The 24088-nt window shown below is 47.5% G+C and carries 28 protein-coding genes; 19 read left to right on the forward strand and 9 right to left on the reverse strand.

Annotation, left to right across the window (positions count from 1 at the left end):
- Positions 1-9 precede the first annotated feature (9 nt).
- On the reverse strand, positions 10-1191 hold the full coding sequence (locus LQ567_RS02130) for an MFS transporter (RefSeq protein ID WP_231002446.1): 1182 nt from the start codon (positions 1189-1191) through the stop codon (positions 10-12).
- A gap of 293 nt (positions 1192-1484) precedes the next feature.
- Between LQ567_RS02130 and LQ567_RS02135 the strand changes: the two genes are divergently transcribed.
- The 4 genes from LQ567_RS02135 (at position 1485) to LQ567_RS02150 (ending at position 4098) form a co-directional block, all read left to right on the forward strand.
- Entirely contained in the window at positions 1485-2429 is a 945-nt protein-coding gene (locus LQ567_RS02135) for an SRPBCC family protein (protein ID WP_231002447.1), read from the forward strand.
- Positions 2430-2435: 6 nt separating this feature from the next.
- Entirely contained in the window at positions 2436-2810 is a 375-nt protein-coding gene (locus LQ567_RS02140; protein WP_231002448.1) for an ester cyclase, read from the forward strand.
- 121 nt (positions 2811-2931) lie between these two features.
- A complete protein-coding gene (locus LQ567_RS02145) occupies positions 2932-3432 on the forward strand; it encodes an SRPBCC family protein (protein WP_231002449.1) in 501 nt (166 codons plus the stop codon).
- Positions 3433-3663: 231 nt separating this feature from the next.
- A complete protein-coding gene (locus LQ567_RS02150) occupies positions 3664-4098 on the forward strand; it encodes an SRPBCC family protein (RefSeq protein ID WP_231002450.1) in 435 nt (144 codons plus the stop codon).
- A gap of 222 nt (positions 4099-4320) precedes the next feature.
- Here LQ567_RS02150 and chrA read toward each other — a convergent pair whose 3' ends face one another.
- Positions 4321-5475, reverse strand: a complete 1155-nt coding sequence (chrA, locus tag LQ567_RS02155) for a chromate efflux transporter (RefSeq protein WP_231002451.1) — start codon at positions 5473-5475, stop codon at positions 4321-4323.
- 51 nt (positions 5476-5526) lie between these two features.
- Positions 5527-6576, reverse strand: a complete 1050-nt coding sequence (locus LQ567_RS02160) for a flavin monoamine oxidase family protein (protein WP_231002452.1) — start codon at positions 6574-6576, stop codon at positions 5527-5529.
- A gap of 342 nt (positions 6577-6918) precedes the next feature.
- Here LQ567_RS02160 and LQ567_RS02165 point away from each other — a divergent pair, with 342 nt between their 5' ends.
- On the forward strand, positions 6919-7818 hold the full coding sequence (locus tag LQ567_RS02165; protein WP_231002453.1) for a helix-turn-helix domain-containing protein: 900 nt from the start codon (positions 6919-6921) through the stop codon (positions 7816-7818).
- Between the two features lie 85 nt (positions 7819-7903).
- The gene (locus LQ567_RS02170; RefSeq protein WP_231002454.1) at positions 7904-8191 is read left to right on the forward strand and encodes a hypothetical protein; all 288 of its coding nucleotides are present in this window, start codon (positions 7904-7906) and stop codon (positions 8189-8191) included.
- Positions 8192-8438: 247 nt separating this feature from the next.
- Here the strand turns inward: LQ567_RS02170 and LQ567_RS02175 are convergent, their stop codons facing one another.
- Positions 8439-8591, reverse strand: a complete 153-nt coding sequence (locus LQ567_RS02175; RefSeq protein WP_231002455.1) for a hypothetical protein — start codon at positions 8589-8591, stop codon at positions 8439-8441.
- A gap of 194 nt (positions 8592-8785) precedes the next feature.
- Between LQ567_RS02175 and LQ567_RS02180 the strand changes: the two genes are divergently transcribed.
- The 7 genes from LQ567_RS02180 to LQ567_RS02210 all read left to right on the forward strand — a co-directional run bounded on the left by LQ567_RS02180 (position 8786) and on the right by LQ567_RS02210 (position 12405).
- Positions 8786-9241, forward strand: coding sequence for a hypothetical protein (locus LQ567_RS02180; RefSeq protein ID WP_231002456.1), 456 nt, complete (start codon positions 8786-8788; stop codon positions 9239-9241).
- Positions 9242-9296: 55 nt separating this feature from the next.
- Complete coding sequence (locus LQ567_RS02185; protein ID WP_231002457.1) at positions 9297-9581, forward strand: hypothetical protein; 285 nt, start codon at positions 9297-9299, stop codon at positions 9579-9581.
- Between the two features lie 157 nt (positions 9582-9738).
- Complete coding sequence (locus tag LQ567_RS02190) at positions 9739-10083, forward strand: hypothetical protein (protein ID WP_231002458.1); 345 nt, start codon at positions 9739-9741, stop codon at positions 10081-10083.
- Between the two features lie 554 nt (positions 10084-10637).
- Positions 10638-10814, forward strand: a complete 177-nt coding sequence (locus LQ567_RS02195; protein ID WP_231002459.1) for a hypothetical protein — start codon at positions 10638-10640, stop codon at positions 10812-10814.
- Between the two features lie 34 nt (positions 10815-10848).
- Positions 10849-11709, forward strand: coding sequence for an SDR family oxidoreductase (locus LQ567_RS02200; protein ID WP_231002460.1), 861 nt, complete (start codon positions 10849-10851; stop codon positions 11707-11709).
- A gap of 152 nt (positions 11710-11861) precedes the next feature.
- Entirely contained in the window at positions 11862-12083 is a 222-nt protein-coding gene (locus tag LQ567_RS02205) for a hypothetical protein (protein ID WP_231002461.1), read from the forward strand.
- Complete coding sequence (locus LQ567_RS02210; RefSeq protein WP_231002462.1) at positions 12052-12405, forward strand: DUF4142 domain-containing protein; 354 nt, start codon at positions 12052-12054, stop codon at positions 12403-12405. Before LQ567_RS02205 ends, LQ567_RS02210 begins: the two co-directional genes overlap by 32 nt.
- Positions 12406-12699: 294 nt before the next feature.
- On the opposite strand, the gene LQ567_RS02215 is transcribed toward LQ567_RS02210, so the two are convergent.
- From LQ567_RS02215 to ku, 3 genes are all read right to left on the reverse strand, one after another.
- Positions 12700-13167, reverse strand: coding sequence for a DUF2383 domain-containing protein (locus LQ567_RS02215; protein WP_231002463.1), 468 nt, complete (start codon positions 13165-13167; stop codon positions 12700-12702).
- 83 nt (positions 13168-13250) lie between these two features.
- The gene (ligD, locus tag LQ567_RS02220) at positions 13251-15809 is read right to left on the reverse strand and encodes a DNA ligase D (protein WP_231002464.1); all 2559 of its coding nucleotides are present in this window, start codon (positions 15807-15809) and stop codon (positions 13251-13253) included.
- 15 nt (positions 15810-15824) lie between these two features.
- Entirely contained in the window at positions 15825-16601 is a 777-nt protein-coding gene (gene ku, locus LQ567_RS02225; RefSeq protein ID WP_231002465.1) for a non-homologous end joining protein Ku, read from the reverse strand.
- A 428-nt stretch (positions 16602-17029) separates the two neighbouring features.
- On the opposite strand from ku, the gene LQ567_RS02230 reads away from it, so the two are divergent.
- The 3 genes from LQ567_RS02230 to LQ567_RS02240 all read left to right on the forward strand — a co-directional run bounded on the left by LQ567_RS02230 (position 17030) and on the right by LQ567_RS02240 (position 20062).
- Positions 17030-17551, forward strand: a complete 522-nt coding sequence (locus LQ567_RS02230; RefSeq protein WP_231002466.1) for a CinA family protein — start codon at positions 17030-17032, stop codon at positions 17549-17551.
- A gap of 119 nt (positions 17552-17670) precedes the next feature.
- The gene (locus LQ567_RS02235; RefSeq protein WP_231002467.1) at positions 17671-18132 is read left to right on the forward strand and encodes a low affinity iron permease family protein; all 462 of its coding nucleotides are present in this window, start codon (positions 17671-17673) and stop codon (positions 18130-18132) included.
- Positions 18133-18667: 535 nt separating this feature from the next.
- Entirely contained in the window at positions 18668-20062 is a 1395-nt protein-coding gene (locus LQ567_RS02240) for an ATP-binding protein (protein ID WP_231002468.1), read from the forward strand.
- Here the strand turns inward: LQ567_RS02240 and LQ567_RS02245 are convergent.
- Positions 20037-20495: a response regulator gene (locus LQ567_RS02245; RefSeq protein WP_231002469.1), complete on the reverse strand. Its 459-nt coding sequence runs from the start codon at positions 20493-20495 to the stop codon at positions 20037-20039. The two genes, LQ567_RS02240 and LQ567_RS02245, sit on opposite strands and share 26 nt — an antisense overlap.
- A gap of 118 nt (positions 20496-20613) precedes the next feature.
- Here LQ567_RS02245 and LQ567_RS02250 point away from each other — a divergent pair, with 118 nt between their 5' ends.
- Entirely contained in the window at positions 20614-21996 is a 1383-nt protein-coding gene (locus LQ567_RS02250) for a sigma-54-dependent transcriptional regulator (protein ID WP_231002470.1), read from the forward strand.
- A 306-nt stretch (positions 21997-22302) separates the two neighbouring features.
- Here the strand turns inward: LQ567_RS02250 and LQ567_RS02255 are convergent, their stop codons facing one another.
- Positions 22303-22449 (reverse strand): hypothetical protein, encoded by a 147-nt coding sequence (locus LQ567_RS02255; protein WP_231002471.1) that lies wholly within the window; start codon positions 22447-22449, stop codon positions 22303-22305.
- 418 nt (positions 22450-22867) lie between these two features.
- Between LQ567_RS02255 and LQ567_RS02260 the strand changes: the two genes are divergently transcribed.
- Positions 22868-23764 (forward strand): alpha/beta fold hydrolase, encoded by an 897-nt coding sequence (locus LQ567_RS02260; protein WP_231002472.1) that lies wholly within the window; start codon positions 22868-22870, stop codon positions 23762-23764.
- 10 nt (positions 23765-23774) lie between these two features.
- Positions 23775-23954, forward strand: a complete 180-nt coding sequence (locus tag LQ567_RS02265) for a hypothetical protein (protein WP_231002473.1) — start codon at positions 23775-23777, stop codon at positions 23952-23954.
- Positions 23955-24088: the final 134 nt, after the last annotated feature.

Consider the following 24088-nt stretch of genomic DNA (forward strand, 5'->3'; position numbering starts at 1 on the left):
TGAATAAATTCAGTGCCGTTTTTTGTTATACACCAACAGCAGGAGTGAAAGCATACAACTGATGCCGCCGAATGCATATACCGCCTGATAGTTGAACCATCCGGCAACGAACCCGGCTACCGGCCCGGCCAGTCCTAATGACAGATCTACAAAGGCCACATAGGCGCCCAGGGCTGTGCCTCTCATTTGCGGGCTTACTTTTTGAATGGCCAAAACACCCAGTGCGGGGAAAACCAGCGAAAAACCAATGCCCGTTAATCCGCATCCGATGATGGCAACGGCTTTGGATGCCGAAGACCAGATCAGCAGCTGCCCGGCAATTTCGATAAGCAACGAAATAAAGGCTACATTAAACCCTCCGAATTTATCGGGAAAGGAGGCAAGAAATACCCGGGTTAAAACATAACAGATGCCAAATACGGTAAATGCAAGGGAAGCGTCTCCCCAATGCTTTTCCGTAAAGAATAAGGCAATAAACGAAGCAATGCATCCGAATGCGAATGAGGAAAGGGCCAGGCTCAACCCCTGTGCGGATATGGCTCCAACTACTTTGTAAAACGGGGTACGGATATGCGTTTTGTCTACCGGTACCGACGGAAGCTTTGCGGTAGCCAGTCCGCCTGCAAAAGGCAATAAGATCACCGGTAAAAATGCCGGTAACAGACCATAATGGCAGCTCAATGCAATGCTCAACGGTGCGCCGATGGCAATGCCCGCATACATGGCAATTCCGTTCCAGGTCATTACTTTTCCGGATTTGGAATGACCCACCAAACCGATGCCCCAGGTTAGTGCGCCGGTAACTAAAAAACTTTCCCCAACGCCGTGCAGGATCCTTGCGAGCAGCAGTAATACCAGTGCCGGCAGGTGATGCTCCCGGAATAATACGGCCAACACATAGGCAACACCGGCAAATACGGCCAGCACCATACCATACCGGTTACTTCTTTTGGCCCCGCGGGTATCGGTTATCTTTCCGGAATAAGCACGGGTGAGCAGGGTGGATAAGAACTGCAATCCAATAACCAGTCCTACAACAATACTGCCGTAACCCAGGCCGCGCTGAACAAATTCAGGGAGGACGCCTAATACGATGCCGATTGTAAGATAAACACCGAAGACCGATAGGATAATGGGAATGATCGCTCTGTAAAAATGCATGGATTGTTCTTTTTCTGATGGTAGACTCATAAACTACTGTTTTAAAATATTTCAGGTGCAAATTTGCAATTGCCCAAAAAACTGAACCTTGACATAGATCAAAAAAGAAAATGTTCCTGGATATTCATCTCAGTTATCATTAGGAGCCTTTTACAGCAACCACTTCCTGCACACGGGCGAAGCCTGGCAGTTTTTTGTCTGAATACACCCGCTATAATGTCTGCTTAGCACCCCGCACAGACCGGTTCCTATGAGTACCTTTGAACCTGCAAACAGGATGTACCGGGCTGGATCGCCCATCTCAACTACAAAAATGACGGGTCATGAAAAAACAGGATTTTACAACAGGCTTTGTTACAGATGCAACTCCACGGGAGGTTTTTATGGCAATCAACCATGTACGCGGCTGGTGGTCGGAGCATATTGAAGGCAGTACCAGCCAACCGGATGATGTATTTATTTACCGTGACAAATACCTTACGGCCCGGATGCATATAGTGCAGCTGACCCCGCAAAAAATTGTGTGGGATGTAGTTGAAACGTACAACACCTTCTTTGATCATAGAACGGAGTGGAACGGCACACAGATCATTTTTGAGATCCTGGAACAGGAGGGCCGTACTGCGGTGCTGTTTACCCATGCGGGGCTAATCCCTAAACTGGAATGTTTTAATGTTTGCTCCAATTCATGGGACTTCTTTATAAGAACCAGTTTAAAAAAACTGGCCGAAACAGGCAAAGGGGCTAATATTTCCAAAGACGAACATTCCTATACGACATCGATCTTTGTGGATGCATCTCCACAGAACGTATTTGAAGCCATTAATGATATTGCCGGCTGGTGGTCTGAGAATATTGAGGGCGAACCCGGAGCACCGGGTGGCGAATTGTTTTATCATTACCGGAACGCCCATTTAATGAAGTTAAAGGTCGTAGAACTGAAACGGGATGAGAAAATCGTGTGGTTTGTAAAAGATAATTTTTTCGATTTTACACAGGATGATGCGGGGTTGAAAGGTACAAAGATCATTTTTGCCATTCAACGGGAAGGGGACGGGACCCGGCTAGATTTTACGCACCATGGACTGGTAAAGGAATGCGCCTGCTACGATATATGTAAATCGGCCTGGGATGAGCTGGTTGGGGAAAGCCTGTACCAGCGCATCACCACCGGGAAGGGTAACCCTGTTTTAAAACAAAAGGATGGGTTTGATACCGGCCTTGTTGAAAACCGGAAGTTGAACGCGGAGGATGTTATTTCTAAATAAGATACAATGACGGACAGGAAACGATTTACAACGCAGGATGTGGCACAACAGTTTTATGAGCTTGCAAAACAGGAAAAGTGGTTCGAGATCCAGGATGCGCTTTTTTCGGAAGATATAACGAGCACCGACCCTCCAGGTTCCGAATACCTGGGCTATGCAGCGGGAAAAGACAAGGTGCGTAAAAAAGGCGAAGACTGGGTGAAGCGGATCAGTGCGGTGCATCATTTGCATACTACAGCGCCCATTGTAGCGGCGCATCATTTTGTAGCAGGAAGCGCGATGGATCTCGACGTAGCGCCTTTCGGAAGGGTACAGATCCATGAGATCATGTTGTACGAGGTGCGGGATGGAAAGATCATATCGGAACAATTTTTTTATTAAGATTGCTGAATGAATCCGGCGCTTCAAAAAACGGAACAGATTCAACGCAACCGGTCATACAAGTGCTTTCTGCGGTCATTCACAAAAGCAACCGGTAGCGCCTGATTAAAAAAACAGAACCATGCCAGCTATTCATCATGCAGTACTGATTGGTGCACCCGCCGCACAAGTGTACAAAGCCATCACCAGCCAGGAAGGGTTGCGTGCCTGGTGGACGCCCGGCACAACAGCGAAGCCGGAACTGGGAAGTATGGCGCGGTTTCCGTTTGGACCGGTGTATTTTAAGACCATGAAAATAACGGTACTAAAGCCGCAGGAAGAGGTTTGCTGGATTTGCACCGCTGGTGCCGGTGAATGGATTGATACACATATTTCCTTTACACTCTATACCGGTGATCAGCAGCAGCTGGGAAACCGGTACCCGGAGATAGGGGGGCAGCTGGAACAGCAGAAGGATAAAGGCGCAGCAACCTTGTTGCTGTTCCGGCATGAAGCATGGAAAACGTATTCATTAATGTTCGCGGAATGCAGCTATACCTGGGGGCGGTTTCTAAGCAGTTTGAAGCGTTATTGTGAAACCGGAAAGGGCCGGCCCTGGCCGCATCAGCACGAGCCCGAATGAAGAGACGAAGACAAAAAACAGGGGAGGCTAGTTGTTGATCACGAACGGTCAGTATCCGCCCCTTCAGCACCTCACGTATCAGCACAGCCGGTGCTTCTTACATTTTTTTACCGTTTTGCGGAACGGTTAGGTGTGGTTTTTGCTTTCATGCATTATACAGGTTCCGGGGTACGCCGGTGTCCTGTTTTATAACGGGGAACACCCCAAATGCATTCAGTAAATTATAGGGTTATGGGTACAGAAAATCTAATCGCAACATCTAAAATAACCGTAAACGCACCTGCAGCAAAAGTCTGGGATGCATTGATCAATCCGGATTTAATTAAAAAGTATATGTTCGGAGCAACAGTGTCTTCCAACTGGACAAAAGGAAGCGCGATTTCCTGGACGGGTGAAATCAACGGGAAAAAGTACGAGGATAAGGGCGTAATAATCGATCTCATCCCTGAACAACGGCTGGTATACAGCCATTTTAGCCCGTTATCGGGCAAAGCGGATATTCCGGACAATTATCATACGGTAACCGTGCTGCTTGATGCGGAAGATGATCAAACACAGATCACCCTTGAGCAGGATAAAAATGAAACTGAAAAAAGCCGGGCAGAATCGGAGAAGAACTGGAATCTAATGCTGGAGGAGCTCAAAAAGTTGGTCGAGGCCTCCTGAGCGTATCAAGCGGCCGGCTCGGGTTATGCACAGCAGGATGCCGTTCTATATGGCAAACCTGATAACCCTGCTATATTTTTTTGCCTTTACTTCCCGCATCAAATTGCTGCGGTATTGTTTGATGGTTCGTTCAGACAAAAAGCGGACTTTGTTTTGTCGGCTTTTGCGGTTCTCTTTAGTACTCACTATTGAGGATCCCTCCTCAAAAAAGCAGGCGCTGCTTTAGTAATGTAATAACAGAAAGCCACCCAGGCTGCCCAACAGGATGATATAAACGGTATTGAGCTTTTTTAATAAAAGGATCAACGCCAGACATAGGATAAGGATCACCGTGCCGCGCCAGGTTTCAACGGCGGTAGCAAGCAGGTGTAGGCCAACTACAGCAATAATAGAAACCGAAGCGGCACTCAGCCCGTCCAGGAAGATCCTCAGGCGTTGGCTTTTGCGGGCAGATGAAAGCAATTTGTGCAGAAAGAAGGCAATAAAAAAGGAAGGCAGGAAAATGCCCGCGGTTGCCCAGATGCCGCCGCTAACACCATGCACCAGGTATCCGGCAAATGTGGCACTGGATAAAACGGGTCCTGGTGTGATCTGGCCCACAGCAATGGCATCCGTCAGTTGCTGGTGGGTAAGCCAGTGATGTTTTCGCACCAGCGATTCATCCATGTACGCGAACAATACATAACCGCTTCCGTAAAGAACGGCTCCGATTTTTAAGAAAATAAAAAAAAGCTTTTCATGGGTATACCTGCCGGTGGCCTGGATAATGGCTGAAAATAGCGGCAATATTGCAACCACCGGTAATTGCTTTTTAAATAAATGCAGCAGATAGTTGAGGCTCCCCGCTGCTATGATTAAGATCACCTCGTTGATCCCTGCAAGTGATCCCGCAAATACCAGTAAACAAAGCAACAGCAAGGTATGGTTGTTTGTAAAAGTATTTTTTGAAAGCCGGATAACAGTGCCAATAACCAGTGCGGTGGTTGCGGGGCGAAGCCCGAACATAAAATCCTGCACATCGGGAAGCGCGCTGTACCGCTGGTAGAGATAACCAAGGATTAAACAGATGAGCATGGCCGGAAGGATATAGCAGATGCCTGCGATCACGAGCCCGGTGCGTCCTCCGCGTTCCTTTCCGCAATGCATAATAATTTCAACAGCATTAGGTCCGGGAATGATATACGAGGTGCTTAACACGTCCATAAAGTGCTGGTGATCGATCCATTTACGTTTTACGACCATTTCATTTTCAATGGTGGCTACCATTCCGGCAATGCCGCCAAAACCAATGCATCCCAGCTTAAGACTGGAAAACGCAATTTCTTTTAATTTTTTAGAGCTGCGCTCAGAAGGATGTATGTTACCGGATTCAGACAATAGGCAGAATTAGGACCCGTAAAAATAGTGTTTTAATGAAATGTGCTTCTGTCAGAACCGGGCGGCCAGTTTGGTTGCCGCTATTACAGCGCCTTCCATATAACCCGCAAAAGCGGTTGCGGTTTCCGTTGCACCAAAAAATAGTTTTTCATTCATGAAGGATTGCTGTAATAAGGGATGTCCGTTGTTCTGGTGTGGTTGCTGAAAAACGGGAATGCCCTCCTGGATAAAGACATCATTCCATACTTTGTCAAAATAAGAAAGCGCCGTTTGGGCACCGGTTCCCAACAGTTCCTCCAGTTGCTGCAACACCAGTGTCTTTCGCAGATCCGGAGGATAAGCGGCTGCGCCTCCGTTGAGAAAACCGGTAAAGCCGAATTTGTTTTCTTCCCGATTGGTATGATCATACATTTCCATAATGATTCCTGCATGACTGTACAACATACCGGAAAATCCATTATTCCTCCAGAACGGTTCGGCGTACTCCAATGTAAATTTGATAGCGCCGGCCATCCAGGTCTGCACCATGGGCAGTACCGTTTGGAGTGCTTCCGGTAATGCGGGGAAGAAGGTCATTTTTGTAGCCGCCAGCTGCGGTGGAATGCAAACTGTAACCCGGCCGGCGATCCAGCGGCACCCGTCAATAGTTTCCAGCAACAATTGATCACCGGCTTCTTTGACCGCTGTAACCGGTGTATTCAGATAGATCTGCTCCCGTAGTTCTCCCGCGAGCGCATTGATCAGCGACTGCGTTCCGCCTGCTACGCGATAGGAAGGACGTTCAGAAGCCGGTATAAAGAATTTCTGCGGAGGCTCAAATGACTTTGTTTGAAACAGGGAAATGCCTTCCGAGTATTGAGGAAATGTTTTCAGCTCTAACCTGTTGATAAGCGCCAGCAGGTTGGGGTGTTGATCGGAGAACCAGGTAGCGCCCAGCTCCAGGGGTGTTCCGCGCGTTCCCTGAACCGTTTGAATGCGTCCGCCCAGCCGGTCCGATGCTTCAAGAACCGTTGCCCTTATATTTTTTTGACGTAATAACCAGGCCAGGGCAAGTCCGCTTAGCCCGCCACCGACGATTGCTACTGTTGTTTCCTGTTCCATGCTGCAAAATTGACCGGTATTATAAAAAGTTTGTGGTAGATATCGGAAAAAGAATGGTAGTTATAGGCGCTGCCGGCCAACCGCGATTACAGCTGGCGGGCCTGGATATTTCCTTTTTTGTGGTAACGATGCATCTGCGGCAGCGGGCCTGATACCGGAAATGATCAACAACAGCTGATACGATGCATGAAACCGGTCGGGGCTATTGCCATCGGGTTCGAACAAAAGCGGTGTTGAGATAGGGCCATTGCTTTTGCCGGTATCTATTTCGTATTTTAGCGGCGTACTTTTAAGACCCGTACCGGAGAGGCGGGAATGACCGCTAAGCGTTGTTGAGATACTATGGCAAAGAAAAAGGAATCCATTATTACGGAGTATCATCTGAATCCGCACCGGCCAGACCAGCCGCAGCTGGCGTTTCATGATCTGGGCAGTTACCTGAAGCAATATCAACATGACACCACCCGGCCGCATATCCATAGTTTTTACCAGCTCATCTGGTTCAGACAGGGCATGGGGAAACATTTTGTTGATTTCAAAGCATACGATGTTTATCGGGATACGCTGTTTTTTATAGCGAAGAACCAGGTGCATTATTTCGACCAGCAGACCCATTATAAGGGTATCCTGATCCATTTTAATGAGCTGTTACTGGGTAACAATGATCATGGATTTGATTTCCTGGTCAACTGCAGTTTGTTTAACAATCCTTATCAAACGCCCTGCTGTTCTGTTGGGAAGGATATGGCGATACTGCTGGAAACCTATCTGCAATTGATAAAGACGGAGCTGGACTATGAAGAAGGCTTTGCCCGTGAGGAGCTATTGCGGATCTATCTGAAAGCATTCCTGATCCAGCTGCAGCGCGGAAAGCAGGTATCCGATAAACAGGAAGGCAAAACAGCCTACATACCCGATGAAAAAAGGGTGCAGCTGCTTGAGTTTGTAGACCTGGTCAACAGGAATTATGATAAAGGCTTTTCCGTTGCTCAATATGCAGACCTGCTACATGTTTCGTCCCGTACGTTGTCGGATCTTACGCATCAAACCCTTGGTAAAACGCCGTCACAGATCATACAGGAGCGGATAATCCTGGAAGCACAGCGCTTGTTGCTGCATTCCAATTTAAATGTAAATCAGATCGGGTACCGGCTGGGATTTGATGACCCTTCCTATTTTGTGAAATATTTTAAAAAACATACGCATACATCGCCTTCAGAGTTCCGGCGCGCTGTTTCCTGAATCTACCATTTCTTTTCCTGTTTGTACATTTTTCAGATACGGTTTAGATCAGACTTTTGTTTTGTAAAAGTATAAACCGATTACAATGATAAAAGCGTATTTGCAGATCAGTATGCATATTGATAAAGGAAACCGGGAATATGCCGCGGCTGTGTATCGTCGATACCGGGCTCCGTTTCTTGAAACGGTGCGGGGCGCCGTTTTTAAGGAATTGCTGGTGCATGAAGCGGGCGTACAGGTGTTGCATGGATTTGAAACCCACGATGCGGCACAGGAATACCTGTTGAGCAGTCTCTTTAATAACGAAGTGGTTCCGGCACTGGAACCATACCTGCAACATCACCCCGATATCCGGGTCTATACGGTGGTTTAAAAACGTTTTCAGCGGTTAGGCAAAGCGATTGGTCTCTAAAAACACTGGAAAAAAACAAGCGTTTTTTAGCGAAGCGATGGGCGCATACACCTGCCGTATGCTTGCCGTTGATCCGGCAAAGCGGGAACGACCGGGCCGGTCTCTTTGCAGAAGGCACTTTCGCCTGAAGGCCGGCGCTGAACCCGGACACGGTTGGTCTGTTGCCGGCCATTATGGAGAAACCGGATAACGGCGATTGAAGGATGTTTCAGGAATGCCGTTTAAAGTACTGGATCTCCCGTTCGTGGTTTTTTGCCGCTTCCAGTGTATCAAATGTGCCCAGGTTCCGGCGCCGGTTTGTTTTGGGATCCGGTTTCCTTGAGTACAGCCGGTATTTTCCCGATTTAAGTTTGCGTATCATTGCGTGTTATTTAACAATTAGGCAGTGTCTGCATTAAGGGTGCTTTTTAATGAATGCGCTGTTGCATTTTATCACCACCATCACCTGCCGGAACCGTTGCAATAAATGAGCCGTTTCTATAATAAAAGGCGCTCCGGATTTGTTGGCCACATGCGGCAGCATTTTTGCAACTGCAATAATAAAATGGCAGCATCATGAAACGAGAAACGTCCTCCGAAGAAATGAATACCATCAGCGAATGTATCCGGAATGCGGTTAAAACAGGATATACCCACGACTTCTTCATTACGGAAGAGGGGCTTTCCTATAGTGGTGCCGGAAAAATATACATACCTGGCGAGGTAACGATAAAAAATTTCTACCGCTTTGAGGGAGAAAGTGATCCTGCCGATAATGCGATCTTATACCTGATGCGGACAACGGACGGGGTGAGGGGAACGTTGCTGGATGCGTATGGTCCGTATGCGGAAGCGCGTATCACCCGGTTTGTAAAAGAAGTAAGCGATATACAGAAGCAGGCGCCACATATAAAGATGAAACTGGGTCAGTATCTGAAGATCGGCCTCGGTGTTATTATAACGGTAGGTACCCTGGCAGGGCTTTTGTATAAAAAACGTGGGCATAGGATGCACGGCCTTACGGCCGGATGAGTAACGGATAGTGGTACTGATTTTTTTAGCTTATCTAAACCAACAAAACAACCTTATGACACTCGATCAATTTCTTCAGGCAAGCGAAGCAGAACAGCTTCGTATTTTATGGAACGCCCGGTTCGTTTCTGAAAGATGGGAGGAAGAAGAAGTGCTTTGTACGCGGTACCAGGTTTTTGATTTTTATGTGGAAGTATGTGTAAAGCATCATACCGTAATGGCTTTTAACTACTTTAACGTAGCGCAAAATGGTGAAGCGCTGGCCGTTGATCCGGAAGTTTATGTAGAAAAAAATCCCCATAAAGGGAACAAATATCCACAAGAGTTTTACTGTGGGTAGGAGATGAAGGAGCCCCGGCCATTATTGCCGGATTATTTTACAACAATGGTCCACAGCAGCCAAGGGTATCGTACAGGGTTTCCCGTACTTAACGAGTGATTCCGAAGCGCTGCAGGGTTTACACATGCGTACGGATTATAAAAACGAAAAAACATACATGAAGGAACAACCTTTTGAATCCACAGAGCACGATCTTGTCGGTTATGCGGCGCTTGATCTGAAAAGCGGACAGGATGCTTTTTTGTCGGCAATATTTCCGAACTATAATCCTCAGCGTTTTGTTCCGGTAGCCATTAAAGTTGCTTTTGGGAAGGACCATCTTACCATCGCCTTATATGCACACGCTGCCGGTGAAAAACCGCAAACCGGAGAAGCATTGCCGGTTAAAAAATTTAAAGGGATACTGGATATGGATGTATTTGCAAGCTATGTGAAGCATTTTTCCGTTTCGTTTTCAAATGACCAGTTTGATATGAATCAGATGCGCGTAACCAACCGGTAAGTAGCACCGGCGCATTTGCTGCTTTGATGGCGGATATCCTGTTTTCCCCTGAACCCCTGAAACCTGACGGTCTTATCCCGGTTACCGATGCTGTATGCCCTATGCCGGGCATATAACAAACCGAAGACTTTCTGTCCGGATGTGCACTACTTCCTGTATCACCCGATTGCTCCGTTACAGCAGGAACTGCTGAATGCGATATTAACTCCATGGTCAGATAATACGGTGCGGCTTCTGCCTGCAACTCCTGAGGCAGTTTTTCCTCATAGCGTGTTGCGATATTTTCCGGCCTGAGATGCAAATAGCCTGGAGATCTTCGTTTGAAAAGATTTCACAAAAAGATTTTAATGGAACCGGTTACCGCTATCATGGAGTAACGGATCGGTTCCTAAGACCCACATGTTCCGGGTGTTCGGCTTCCGGCACCGCTCACCGGAGAAGCGGCTGACGCTCCATCGTTCAGGGGACAGCGCTCAACCAAAAAGGTATTGGCGCATTGATTGTTTTGTTTTGATAGAAGTATTGAGATTTATTGTTAAATCTAAAAAAGTTTGATGAAAGCAAAGCAAGGGGCACGGCGTATAAAGAGCCCGCATCCGGAGCGTTCCGCTTTTGAAGAGATCTGCAAACTGAGCTATAAGTACGGATTTGAGGATGCAAACGACGAGGATGAATACAAGCGGAACCGCAGCAGGCCCTGCAATAGCCTTATCCATTGCCCCGGTTTTTGAGGCCCTTCTTTTACGGATATAAAAAAACAATATTATGGAAAATAAAAAGAAAGAAAAATTACGACCTGGCCAGGTACAGGCAAGGCCTGGTATTGAAAATGAAATGCAGCCCCGGCCGAAGAGTGAGCCCAAATCCTACGAAGGCGGAAAACTGGCCGGTAAAACGGCATTGATCACCGGGGGCGACAGCGGGATCGGACGGGCCGTTGCTATCCTGTTTGCAAAAGAAGGGGCCCGTGTGGCGATCGTTTACCTGGGAGAAGATGAGGATGCCGTTTACACAAAAGATCAAATTACGGCTGTTGGTGGCACCTGCCGGCTTATCAAAGCGGATCTTAGTAAGGAAGAATCATGCCGGCAGGCTGTGGAAGAAACGGTGCAATTATTTGGCGGGCTCGATGTGCTGGTAAATAATGCGGGCACACAGTGGGAACAGTCTTCCATTGAAGATATCAGCACCGAACAATTGCTGCAAACGTTTTATACCAATTTCTTTTCTTATTTCTGGATGACCAAATACGCGGTGGGTCATTTGAAAAAAGGAGCCGCTATTGTAAATACGACATCCGTAACGGCCTACAGGGGTAGTCCCGCGCTTATGGATTATGCAGCCACTAAAGGAGCCATCGTGGGTTTTACAAGAAGCCTTGCCGGTAACCTTGTTAAAAAAGGGATCCGCGTCAATGCCGTAGCCCCGGGACCGGTATGGACCCCCCTGATTGTTTCTTCGTTTGACAAAGAGAAGGTGGCCTCCTTTGGTAGTGATGTGCCAATGGAACGGGCGGGCGAACCGAATGAAATTGCGCCCTGTTATGTGTTCCTGGCCAGTGAAGATGCCAGTTTTATGACCGGACAGGTATTGCATCCCAATGGGGGTGAGATCATCAACGGCTAGGGTAATGCAGCTAAGCTTAAAATGCTTAACAAATGAGGAAATGGCTTTTTTTTAAAACGGCGGTCGGACAGGGGCGCAGGCGCAGATTAAAAGCATTGCCGGGCTGTTGAGAATGATCCGGTATGCGATTAAGAATGATTAAAAGATCCTCCATGAAACCGTATATATGCTTTCTTCTGACGGGTTTTGTTGTGGTGATGAGTATGATTGCCCTGGCTTGCAGAACGGTGCCCGATGGTAAAGAGGCCGTGGAGGATTCCGATACGGCGAATCCCTCCGTAGCCACACTGGAAAAAGATGCAGACTTTGCAGTAACCGCAGCAGATAGAGGATTGATGAAAGGTGGCGCTTGGACAACTGGCGCAGCGCAATAGCGGGCGGAAGGAAGTAAGGAATTTCGGCCGCAGGATGATCAACGACCATGCGGAGGCTAACAAAGAAATAAGAAAGCTGGCAACTCAAAAAAACATCTCATTACCCGCATCCCTGAGCGATGGGATGAAGAAAAAATATAACCGGTTCCTGCGTTTGAAGGGCGCTGCATTTGATAAGGCATATATAACGCTGATGGTGGAAGATCATAAGGAAGATATAAATGCATTCCGGCATTATACGGGCAGTGGCGCCGGTCAAAACCTGGTGCAATGGGCTAAACGGGAGTTGCCGGTACTGGAGGCCCACCTGCAGCAGGCATAGCAGGTGGCGGGGCTTTTAGAATCGCATCCGGAGGCCCGTTTTTAAGGATATGCCATTGCGGTACAACAGGTGCTGGAAGATGGTTGGCAATTTTGATATGCGTTTTTTATAACAGGGCCGCTCGGTTTACTACGTAGGAATCCGCGGCCGTCCTTCTTTTATATTTTTATGCAACGTTTAGCAGTATTTTTTTACCGGATGCTTTTTTTGTATTATTCTTTGGAGTAATTCGGGTGCTTTTTATTCCACCTCAAAAGAATCCCTGAATATTTTACCGCTTCTGATACAGGATGGTTATGGATACGGGCATTGTTCCGGCGGATCCTGTATGCAACGGATATGGCGTTGATTGTTTATGAGTATCTGCTTTTGATGTTGCAGGATCTGCTTTAATTCATGATGGGGTACAAGCTCCGCAAGTACTATTTCATATGCCCGGATGGTGGCATCTTCGTTAAATTCGAAGGCGGCAAGCAGGCCGGTTGTTAGATGAAGCGCATACAGCGCCCGGAGTTCAAGCCAGGTGCGGTAAATACCGCGGTTAACGGAGTCGGGTTCACCGGCATTTGTTTTGCGCAGGTAGGCATTCATCAGCCGTATAAAATAATGCCCCTGCTGTACCATGTCTTCCACAAGTTCTGCCAGGTAACAGCCGGCGCAGTATTGCTTACATTTTTCATACATTTCGATCTTGTCTGCATGGATCTGTATCAGGTCGTTCAGCGCTTCCATTTCCCGGATCTTGTTTCGTGTATTGTGCATGGCGGTTGTTTAAAATGTAGGAGAGAATAACTCCATTTTAAAGTTTTCAAGTATTGCGCCAAATTTGAAAAGGTCCGTTTTCTTTAACCGGAGAGCTTTTTAATACATTGCAGCATGTTAATCCCTTTGCCAAGAATGGGACGGAACAGATCACCGGTTTGCTCCAGCCGCTTATGGATGCTTCTTATAGTGAACCGGCGGGGATCCAGTCCTGGCTTTACCTCTTCCCAGTTTAAAGGGGTAGATACCGTGGCACCGGGCCGGGGCCGTACGCTGTAGGCGCAGGCGATGGTTTGCCCTCTCCGGTTTTGCAGGTAATCGATGTATATTTTTTTGTTGCCTCTTTTTTTCAGGTTCCGCTCCAGTGTGGTGGTTTCGGGCAACATGGCTACTACCTGCATAGCAATAAGGTGTGCGAAATTTTTTACCTGTTCATAGCTGTATTTATTCCCCATCGGAATATACACATGCAAACCGGTGGAACCGGAGGTCTTGCAAAAAGAAACCGCTCCGCAATCATCCAGCACCTGTTTCACGACAAGCGTGGCTTCAATTACCTGTTCAAATGTATTTTTTTCGGAGGGATCTATATCCATGATCATATACGTAGGTGTATCCGGTTTTTTGGTGGTACTGTTCCAGGGATTTAATTCAATACAGCCCAGGTTGGCGAGATAGAGCATAGATGCCCGGTTATTGCATACCACATAGTCGATTTCTTTATGATTGCTTTCTGAATAGATAGGAGCAGTACTGATCCAGTCCGGCACGATGGCCCCCGCATCTTTTTGATAAAAGCTTTCGCCGGAGATGCCGTCCGGAAAGCGGTTGAGACTTTCCGGGCGATCCTTAAGATAGGGGAGAATGAATGGGGCTATCTGGTTATAATAGTCGATCAGATCCCTCTTGGTATAGCCTTCTTCCGGCCAGTATACCTTTTGTGGATTGGAAAGTTTTACCTGTTTGCCATCAGCTTTTATGAAGACCTCCTTTTCCTGAGGAGCGGCTGCCCTGGCCGTCGCTTTCTTTTTCTTAACCGGTGTTTTATCCGTCATAGTCTGTTCATTTTTGGGAATGATCACTTCAGTTGCGGCCTTATCTTCCCGGAGTCCCTGAAAAACGGGTTGGCGGAAGATATGTTCTTTGGTAAGTTCGGAAAATTTAATATTGCAAACCAGTCTGGGGCGCACCCACACTGCCGGCATATTGGTCTTCGGAGGCTTTTGAAAAGGTGATTTTGCCACCACAAGCGGTTGCATTTTTTTGAAGAGCGCATTCAGGGAGGCGCTGTTAAAACCGGTACCGGTGTGGCCGGCATACACCAGTTTGCCATCCTGGTATCGCCCCAGGATCAATGCACCGAATTTCTTGCGGGAACCGCGGGGTTCCGTATAACCGGCAATGACCACTTCCTCCGTGTGGTGATGTTTGATCTTGAGCCAGGCCGAACTTCTTCTTCCTTCGGTATAATGACTGTCCGACCGTTTGGCGATCATGCCTTCAAGGTTTTTCTGTTGAATCACTTTAAAGAAACGTGCGCCGTCTGCTTTTACATGATCGCAATAGCGTACCCAATCATTTTCTGCCAATGCCTGTTGCAGCAGTTCTTTCCGCTGTAGCAGCGGTAGCTCCTCGGTACGGCGCCCGTTCAGGTATAAAAGATCAAATGCATGATAAATGATCGGCACATCGGGGTGTTCTCCATAATATTGTAGGGTTTGAAAATCGGGAAGCCCGGCGTCGTTGTACGCCACAATTTCACCGTCTATGACCATTTCATGCTCCTGTTGCTGTAATGCGTCTGCCAGAACCGGGTATTTTCCCGAAAAGTTGAGCCCGTTCCGTGAATAGAAACGGAAGTTGCGTCCGATTTCGGCAATGGCCCGGTATCCGTCCCATTTTATTTCAAAGATCCAGTCTTTATCGGTAAACGGATGGGATGAAAGGGTAGCCAGCATGGGTTTTATAAAATGGGTATATTTCCGTCCCGTGCCTTCAGCCGGTAACGGTTTCCCGGCAACGGCTTTATTCTTTTTGACTTTTTTTTCCCGCACGGCGGCCGTTACTTTTGATTTTTTTTTTACATGCGCCTCGGCATTATAGGGCGTGGTAACCGCATAGGCATCCTTGTGTTTTAACAGGAGCCAGGCATTGCCTTCCGCAGTATGTTTCATGCGCACGAGGGCAAATTCACCTTTTAGCTTTTGTCCGTGGAGGATGAATTTTAAAGAGCCGCTTTTTACGCCTTCCAACAGAACCGTTTCTTCTTTTTTGCGCGGTTGTTTTTCAAGCGCTTCATAGGTACCCTTATCCCAGATCTCTACTTCGCCTGCACCATAATGGCCCCTGGGAATAGATCCCTCAAAGAACTGGTAGTCATACGGATGATCTTCTACCATCATGGCCAGCCGTTTATCTGCAGGGTTGAGCGAAGGTCCCTTCGGTACGGCCCAGCTTTTAAGTACGCCGTCCATTTCCAGCCGGAAGTCATAATGCAGGCGGGAGGCCGCATGACGCTGTATTACGAAATGCAGGCCCTGCTTCCCGGATGCTGTCTTTTTTCCCCTGGGTTCGGGGGTTTCCTCAAAATTCCGCTTCTGCTGGTATTTTTTTAATGTAGCCACGATTGATATGCTTGGCATTGCCGGCGCGCCGGTTTAAGAAGCCTTCTTCTTTTTGGAGCTGGCAAGACTGGCTTTTAATTGTTCCATCAGGTCCTTGGATTTGTTGTATACTACCTTCATTTTTGGCCGGGTGATCTTCTTGCCTTTTGCTTTAGACCGGATAATTTTAAGAAGCTCGTCTGTATAATTATCTTTATAGGCGCTGATATCGAATGGTTGAGACAACTGGCTGATCAATGCGGTGGCCATTTTTAATTCGGAGGGTTTGATCGCGCGCTTGGGAATATTCAGGTCCTTGCTGTCTCTTACTTCCTGCGCATACCGGATGCGCTGAAAAAGCAGCAGGTCTTCATAAAAGCGCAGCACGCCCAATGCTTCCTTGTTGCGTAATACAAAAGTGCCCACCCCGGCCATCCCGGTTTTTTTTAACGCTTCCGTTAAAAGCCCGTATGCAGCTTCTCCGCCTTTCTGTGGTTCCAGGTAATAGGGCGATTCGTAAAGAATGCTGTCAATCTCTTCTGTTTTTACAAACTGGTCGATGGTCAGCAGTTTTGTTTTCTCCGGCATTGCTTTTTCAAAATCGGCCTTATCCAGCACAATATATTTTCCCTCATAATCGTAGGCCTTTACGATATGCTCCCAGTCTACTTCCTTCCCGGTATGTTCATTCACTCTTTTAAACCGGATATTGCTAAGGTCTTTTTTATCCAGCATATCCAGGTCGAGGCTGCTTTCTTCCGTAGCCGCATACATTTTTACAGGGATGTTTACTAAGCCAAAACCGATGGCACCGGTCCAAATTGCTTTCATATGTAATCAGGTTTAATATTCGGTATGTATCCGGCATTACCGATGGCATACCGGATTTTCTGACAGCGTAATCCGTTCCCGGAATGGCTGCATCGCTAGAGTATCAAAAACCATGCACATTCAGCTGTTCGTGGAATTATTTCCACATGCAGTATTCGTTTTTTTCAATGCCGGTGAAAGTTCACCAACGAGCCTAGCGAAGCCGGCGGGTGTTCACCATAGCCTGGCACACTCTCGTTCAGGATCCCGGTAGCGTTTCGCGGGTTTATCTGTAAAGAACCGGTGGAACGCCTCTTACGGTATTTCAGGACCGGTATTTGCATACGGTTGCTGCGGATGTTTTACTGTGATGTTGCTCCGGTTGTTGTAGGTGTTATGGTTATTTCCAAACCAACGGAGAACGCTTTATAGGTTAAATTTTTTATACTATGATGAACCAATATCTTATGGAATGCGGAAAGCGGCTCAGGGAGCAAAAGCTTACGATCGCATTTGCAGAAAGTGCCACCGCCGGCAGGCTTACCGCCGAATTTGCCTTATTGCCGGACGCGGGCAATTTTTTAAAAGGAGGATTTGTATGCTATGATGCATCTTTAAAGGAACAGGTATTGAAGGTGTCGCCCCAACTGGTAGCAACGTATACGCCGGAGTCGGAGGAAGTAACGGAAGCCATTACACGGGGATTGATACCGCTGATCCCTGCCGATCTTCATGTAGGCATTACGGGGCTAACAGCTCCGGGAGGAAGCGAAACACCGGAGAAGCCGGTTGGTACCATGTTTGTTTATGGAATAAAGACCGGAACCCGGATCTTTTCAGAGCGTATGGAATTTACCGGATCCCCGGAAGCCATCATCCTGCAAACGATTTCCTATACGGCAAAAAGGATCCTGGATGAAATTATGCCGGGACATGCATGTATCAGCCAGGGCATTTCCGCAGGCTATTAAGATGCCTTTGCCGTAACCGGCAAATCAAGGCAAACAGCCGCTATTATTATTTGAGAACGTTCCACCAAACGTATGGCGGATGACCGACTAAAATTATGTATACAACAAAAAGGAAGACCATGAATAAAAAGAAGGTTAATTTTTTCGAACGGCTTGCCGCCCGTATCACCTGTTGGACCGGTAGTTTTGCAGCATTCGGTTCTGCCTTTGTATTGGTATTGATCTGGCTGGTGCTGGGCCCGGTTTTTCATTATTCCGATACCTGGCAGCTGGTGATCAATACGGGGACCACTATTATTACGTTCCTGATGGTGTTTTTAATCCAGAAAACCCAGAATAAAGATTCCAGGGCTACGCAGCTGAAACTGGATGAGTTGATTGCTGCCAGTAAGGAAGCCAGTAACCGCATGGTGGATATCGAAGACCTGACAGAAGATGAGCTGGAGGTGTTGCACCGGTACTATCAGCGCTTATCCGGTAAAATAGATGAACGTAAGAACCAGCACGGCAGGCAGCCGTCGGATGCGGCCCGGCCGGTACAGGATCCCGGAGCCGGGACAAAACAACCGGAGCTGCCGTAATGCGGACAGGCTGTTATGTTTTTTTGTAACGGGCTTTTCCGGGAACCATATCGCCCCGTATCCATAATAAAAATTTGCGTGTGATCATTCATACCAAAGCGCGATCTGTTCGCCGGTGGTATTTACCAGTTTCTGAGGTTTTACATCCGTCATCCGCCAACCATTCTTTGTAGATGTTCAGAATACCGGGAAGCGGCTGTTTCTTTTAAAAGCGGTAAGAAATAAAACAGATGTCTGGGGATCGGGAAATTATTTCCTCGGAGGGTATCGGGAACTATGGTTTGCAATTCCGGAACGGCAAATGTGCACTGCCGGTGCAACGCGGAATCTGCGTTGCCGGTTTGTGTACGGGTGTTTATTATTCAAAAAAGTTATGTATATTTACCAGACTAATTTTTATGTAAGCCCTATAGGAGTTGGTTGTGGCTGCGTTGTAAAATGACGGATTAATGCTCGTCTGTTTTCCCCGGTTTTTTTGTGTTTGTAGGAGTGATTTTTTAATTGTTGCCCGGTTCCTGTATATTAATTTTTCAGTATGATTTTGTCCTTGAATAAAATAAGGTTTGGATATGCGTTATCTTCTCTGTTGCTCCTTGTATCGTATATCCTGATCTTTTCCACGAACCGCAGGCTTCAGAAAGAGAAGAACTGGATCGTAAGCAACTACACGCTGATCAATAAGATGGGGGATATTAAAATGGCAATGAGCGAAGCCGAATCCAATGTGCGGGGTTATATTATCAATAAACAATCCCCGTTCCTGGAAGGTTTTTATGCAGCCCGGACTAACCTGGAAAAATTACACGGAGAAATAAAACAGCTGACGAAGGAGGACTCAGTACAGTCGGCAAACGAAGAACGGCTTTATTCCATGACCAAACGCCGGCTTTCCGAGCTCTCCAGTTCCATATTGCTGAACCAGAATACATCGGCCGCGCTGCGCATGTCTACCATAGGCGCAGCAAAATTAGCGCAGGCAGACAGCATTTATGAGCAGATGGGAAAGATGACGCTGCTTGAAGAACGGCTTATGAAAGGGCGGATATCAAAACTGAATAAGTTTTACAGCAGTACGGAAGCGGTAACCATCGTGTCGTTATTTATGGCACTGATTGCGGTACTGTATGCGATCTTCACTTTTAACAGCCAGTACCGGCAGAAGAAAAAGGCGAATACGATTGCAGACCAGTACCGGCTGGAACTGGAAAGCAATGTAAAGGAACTAAGCGATAAGAATACGGAACTGAATGAGCTGAAGGGGATTGAAAAGCTGGCCACCATCGGCCGCGTGTCGCGGGTGGTGGCGCACGAGGTACGTAACCCGCTTACCAATATCACCCTGGCTGCGGAACAGTTGCGGGATATATCCTGTATCGAAAATGATGAAGAGGGGCAATTGCTGATCGCTATCATTAAACGGAATTCATCGCGCATCAGCCAGATGGTGGCCGACCTGCTTAATGCTACGAAGTTTATGCAGCTGGATAAACAACGGGAGGATATCAATAAAATACTCGATGAAAGCCTGGATATGGCGAAAGACCGGCTGTTGCTGCAGAAAATACAGGTGGTAAAGGATTACTCACCGGATCTTTGTGATGTGCTGGTAGATAAGGATCGGATGAAACTGGCCTTGCTGAATATCATTGTAAATGCAATTGAGGCGATGCCTGAAGAGGGCGGAGTGCTGGAACTGGCTACCCGGAAAACAGCAGGTAAGTGTGTGGTAGAAGTTCGGGACAATGGAAGCGGAATGGATGAGAATACCCTGCAGCATCTTTTTGAGCCCTATTTTACATTGAAAAGCAAAGGCAACGGATTGGGGCTTACGAATACGCAAAACATTATATTAAATCATAAAGGCAATATCCGGGTACAAAGCGAAAAAGGAAAGGGTACTGTGTTTATCGTGTCTCTTGATCTGGTATAAAACCGGATAAACCGGTGTTATGTCCGGAAGTTATTTGATCGATGATGGAAAGAATGGTTTCTTTGGTAAAGGGTTTCCCGATGAAATGGTCCGCACCGTTGTTAAGGGCCATTTTTTGGTCGTAGCTGGTGTCATAGGCGGTCATCATCACGATATTCACATCCGCAATGGTTTTGAATTGCTGGATATACTGAACGCCAAGACCATCGGGTAGCCGGTTGTCCAGAAAGATCAAACAGATACCCGGGTTCTGTTTCAGCACCTCCAACCCGTCGTGGATAGATCCGGCATATACGGCGTCAATATTTCGTTGTTTCAGTATATTACGGAGAAGATAGTATATATCATCTTCGTCATCAATGATCAGCGTTTTTAGTGACGGCTTTTTTTGCGGCGGGTGTACGGAATGATATGGGAAAACGTTACTTTCCACTTTTTTCTATTACCGGCAATTATTCTGCCAAATGCGGTTTGCAGGCTGTGAATTTTAAAAATGTAAAAGTCGGCACGATTTGCGCTATAAATTGAATGTGTAAAAAAAACCTCAGAATATGCCCATTAAGCTTCTTATTATTGATGACGATGTTGATTTGTGCCAGCTGCTGGCACGTTACCTTTTAAAAAACGGTTATGAAGTAGAAACTGCTTACTCCGGCAATAAGGGAATTGCTAAATATAAGGCGGATCATTTTGATGCTGTGATTACCGACTACCGGCTGGGAGATATGGATGGGGTACAGTTGGTACGGGAGTTAAAGGAGCTTAATAGCAAGGTGGCTGTGTTAGTGATTACGGGCTACTCCGATATCCGCCAGGCTATTGAAGTGACCCGGCTGGGAGTGTTTGATTATATTCCCAAACCCCTTGTTCCGGAAGAAGTGCTGGAGCTGTTAAAAAAAATGACCACGCGGCAGCAATCCGGGGAAGAAGGACCGTCTATAAAAAGCAACAGCAGTGCCTTTACGGAAGATTATTATATCGGCAAATCGAAGCCCACGGCAGTCCTGTACCAGCAGGTGAACGTAGTGGCGCCTACCGATTACAGTGTGATTTTATATGGGGAGAGCGGTACCGGTAAGGAAGTCATTGCCCGTACCATTCATCAAAACAGTAAGCGGGCCGGGAAGCCCTTTGTGGCGCTCGATTGCGGCACACTCTCACGCGAACTGGCCGGAAGTGAACTTTTTGGCCACGTAAAAGGCGCTTTTACGGGTGCCTTGCAGGATAAGGAAGGTCATTTTGAAATGGCCAACGGCGGTACGCTTTTTCTCGATGAAATCGCCAATCTTTCTACCGACATCCAGGCGATCCTGCTCCGGATCATACAGGAACGGAAATTTAAACGGGTGGGCGGCAATAAGGAGATCGCAGCCGATGTGCGGATCATTGTAGCCTCCAACGAGGAACTGAAAATGGCCTGCCAGAAAGGACGCTTCCGGGAAGACCTTTATCACCGCTTAAATGAGTTTGCGATTCATTTACCGGCATTACGGGACCGGAAAGAAGATATCCGGCACCTGGCGGAATTTTTCCTGAAAAAATCCTGCGAGGAAAGTGAGAAGCAGGTGGAGTTTTTTTCGGAACCGGTGCTGGCCGCTTTTCAGCGCTACGACTGGCCGGGTAATCTTCGCGAACTGCGCAATGCCGTGCGCCGGGCTGTGTTGCTTACCACTTCCGGCAATGCGATTGAAGAGGATGTTTTATTACCGGAAATAATTTCTTACAGCCATATGGAACTGGATGCCGGGCCGCCCGATCCGCTGCCGGTTCAGGAACAGGATCTGTTAAAAGAAGTGGCGGGCCGGGCAGAATACCAGGTGATCATGTCGGTTTTGCAAAAAGTAAATTTCAATAAGAAAAAGGCCGCTGAACTGCTGAAAATAGATCGGAAAACGCTGTATAATAAATTGAAGTTATTCCAGGGTATGGAATAAAAAAGATCCACTCCCGTTACCCACAGCCCCCTGGGGGTAATTCTTTGGGTAACGAAGATAATCAGCATGCCGGGGTCAATATTCCCGCAGCGGCGTCCATGCTTTCCCGACGTGCTATGGTGTTACCCTGGATCTGCTGGCCAGATGGGCAGTGAAGATCCGGATTGATGCCGGTATTCTGCAGCTGCAATAATACGGAAGTGCAGGAAAGCCTGTGAAACACGTAACATACCAGCCCATCTTTCTAAGGTAGCGCGGAAGCGCATCATGCCGGGCTTCAAACGACAGATACCGGTAAAAGCTGTTTCAAAACAAGCTACCTGTAACACGTCCGGAGGTGCCGGGGCGCCAGTACTTTATATGTTCCAGTTTTTTGAGAAACAGTTCATCGATCATTTCCGCATTCCCGGTATGACCCGCTGCATCAACGAGTGACTGAAAAAATATCCCCATTGATATGATTGAAACGATCGCCCCGTACGCGGGGGCGGTTATCAGCGGTTTGTTGCCGAAACCATCCAATACCGGTGATGAATCCTTTAATAAGGACCGCAGGTGATCATCCGCGAACAAACAACGGATAAGGGGACGAACCGGGGTTTACCGCAATGCACACATCGCCGTTACCGGCCGGCTGGTGGTTGGCGGGAGCTCATGCAGAAAGGGGGGCAAAAAGCCCGCCACGCGGTTTAACAATCCCTAAAATGCCGGTGACGATCACGGGTGGGGATTGTGTGGATTTTTTTGCCCGGATGCGTAAAAAAATACCCATGGATGCACATCCGGTACGGATAATAATAACGGGCCGGACGGTAAGATTTCAGGCTTGTTTATTGGAGCCTGTACAGATAACCTCATTAAAAAAAGCATTATGAAAACCATTTCTTACAGAGACCCGGTACAGCAGGAAACGATCGATATTGCCTATTGCGATTATGGTACCGGCCAGCCGCTGGTATTGATTCATGGCTGGCCGCTGAGCATGGAAATGTGGGAGTACCAATGGTCTGACCTGGTTGATAACGGTAACCGGGTGATCTCATACGACCGGCGGGGCTTTGGAAACAGCAGCAAGCCCTGGGTCGGATATGATTACGATACCCTGGCAGCTGATCTGGATGCATTGATCGTAGCGCTGGATCTGCAGGAAGTAATACTGGTGGGCTTTTCCATGGGCGGTGGCGAAGTAGCAAGATACCTGAAGAACCACGGAAGCCACCGCATCAGCCGCGTGGTATTGATCAGCCCGGTGTTACCCTTCCTGATGCAAACCACCGGAAACCCTGCTGGGGTAGATGCTGCCGTTTTTTCAACAATGATCTCCGGTATCAAAACAGACCGCATCGGGTTCCTGGATGCATTTCTTAAAGACTTTTTTGGCACTTCGCTGCTCAACAAGCCGGCAGATAAACCGTTGCAGGAATATTACCGGGCACTGGCTTCCCGCGCGGCCATGCACGCTACGCTTCACTGCATTACAAGTTTTTCGGCCACGGACTTCAGACCAGACCTGGAGGCAATGGATCTCCCGGTGTTACTAATCCACGGAGATGAAGATGCGATTGTTCCCCGGGAAGCGAGTTCAGACCGGCTTGCTGAGTTATTACCACAGGTACAATACGCAGTGTATGCCGGTGCTCCTCACGGATTGTTTTATACACACCGGGGGCGGCTGAATAAAGATCTGATCAACTTTATCAACGGCGTGCCTTACAAGCAGGATACAGAAGAGTCGTTACCACCCGTCATTCCACCCATTCTCTTTTAAAATATATATTATGAAAGCAAACAAGAAAACCCAATCGATGCAGGAACGAACACCAACCCGCATGGGGGCCCGCCGTCAGAACAAGGATACATTGGATAGCCGTGAAGGAGAAGAACAATTATTTAAAGGCGATGATATAACCCATAACCGCCGGGAAAAACAGCACGCCCGTAAAAACCTGAAGAAATGATCCGGCCACCACTGAAACTTTTGGTAAACGGAGCGAACCGGTATCCTTGTAGCGATATGGTGCGTTACCGGTCATCCGGCGCTCCGTTATTCATTACTTAAAACCAGCTTTGTAACCGGAATCATCCTACTGAA

Origin of the sequence: Niabella pedocola (assembly GCF_021044425.1) — a bacterium.
Taxonomy (GTDB): Bacteria; Bacteroidota; Bacteroidia; order Chitinophagales; family Chitinophagaceae; genus Niabella; species Niabella pedocola.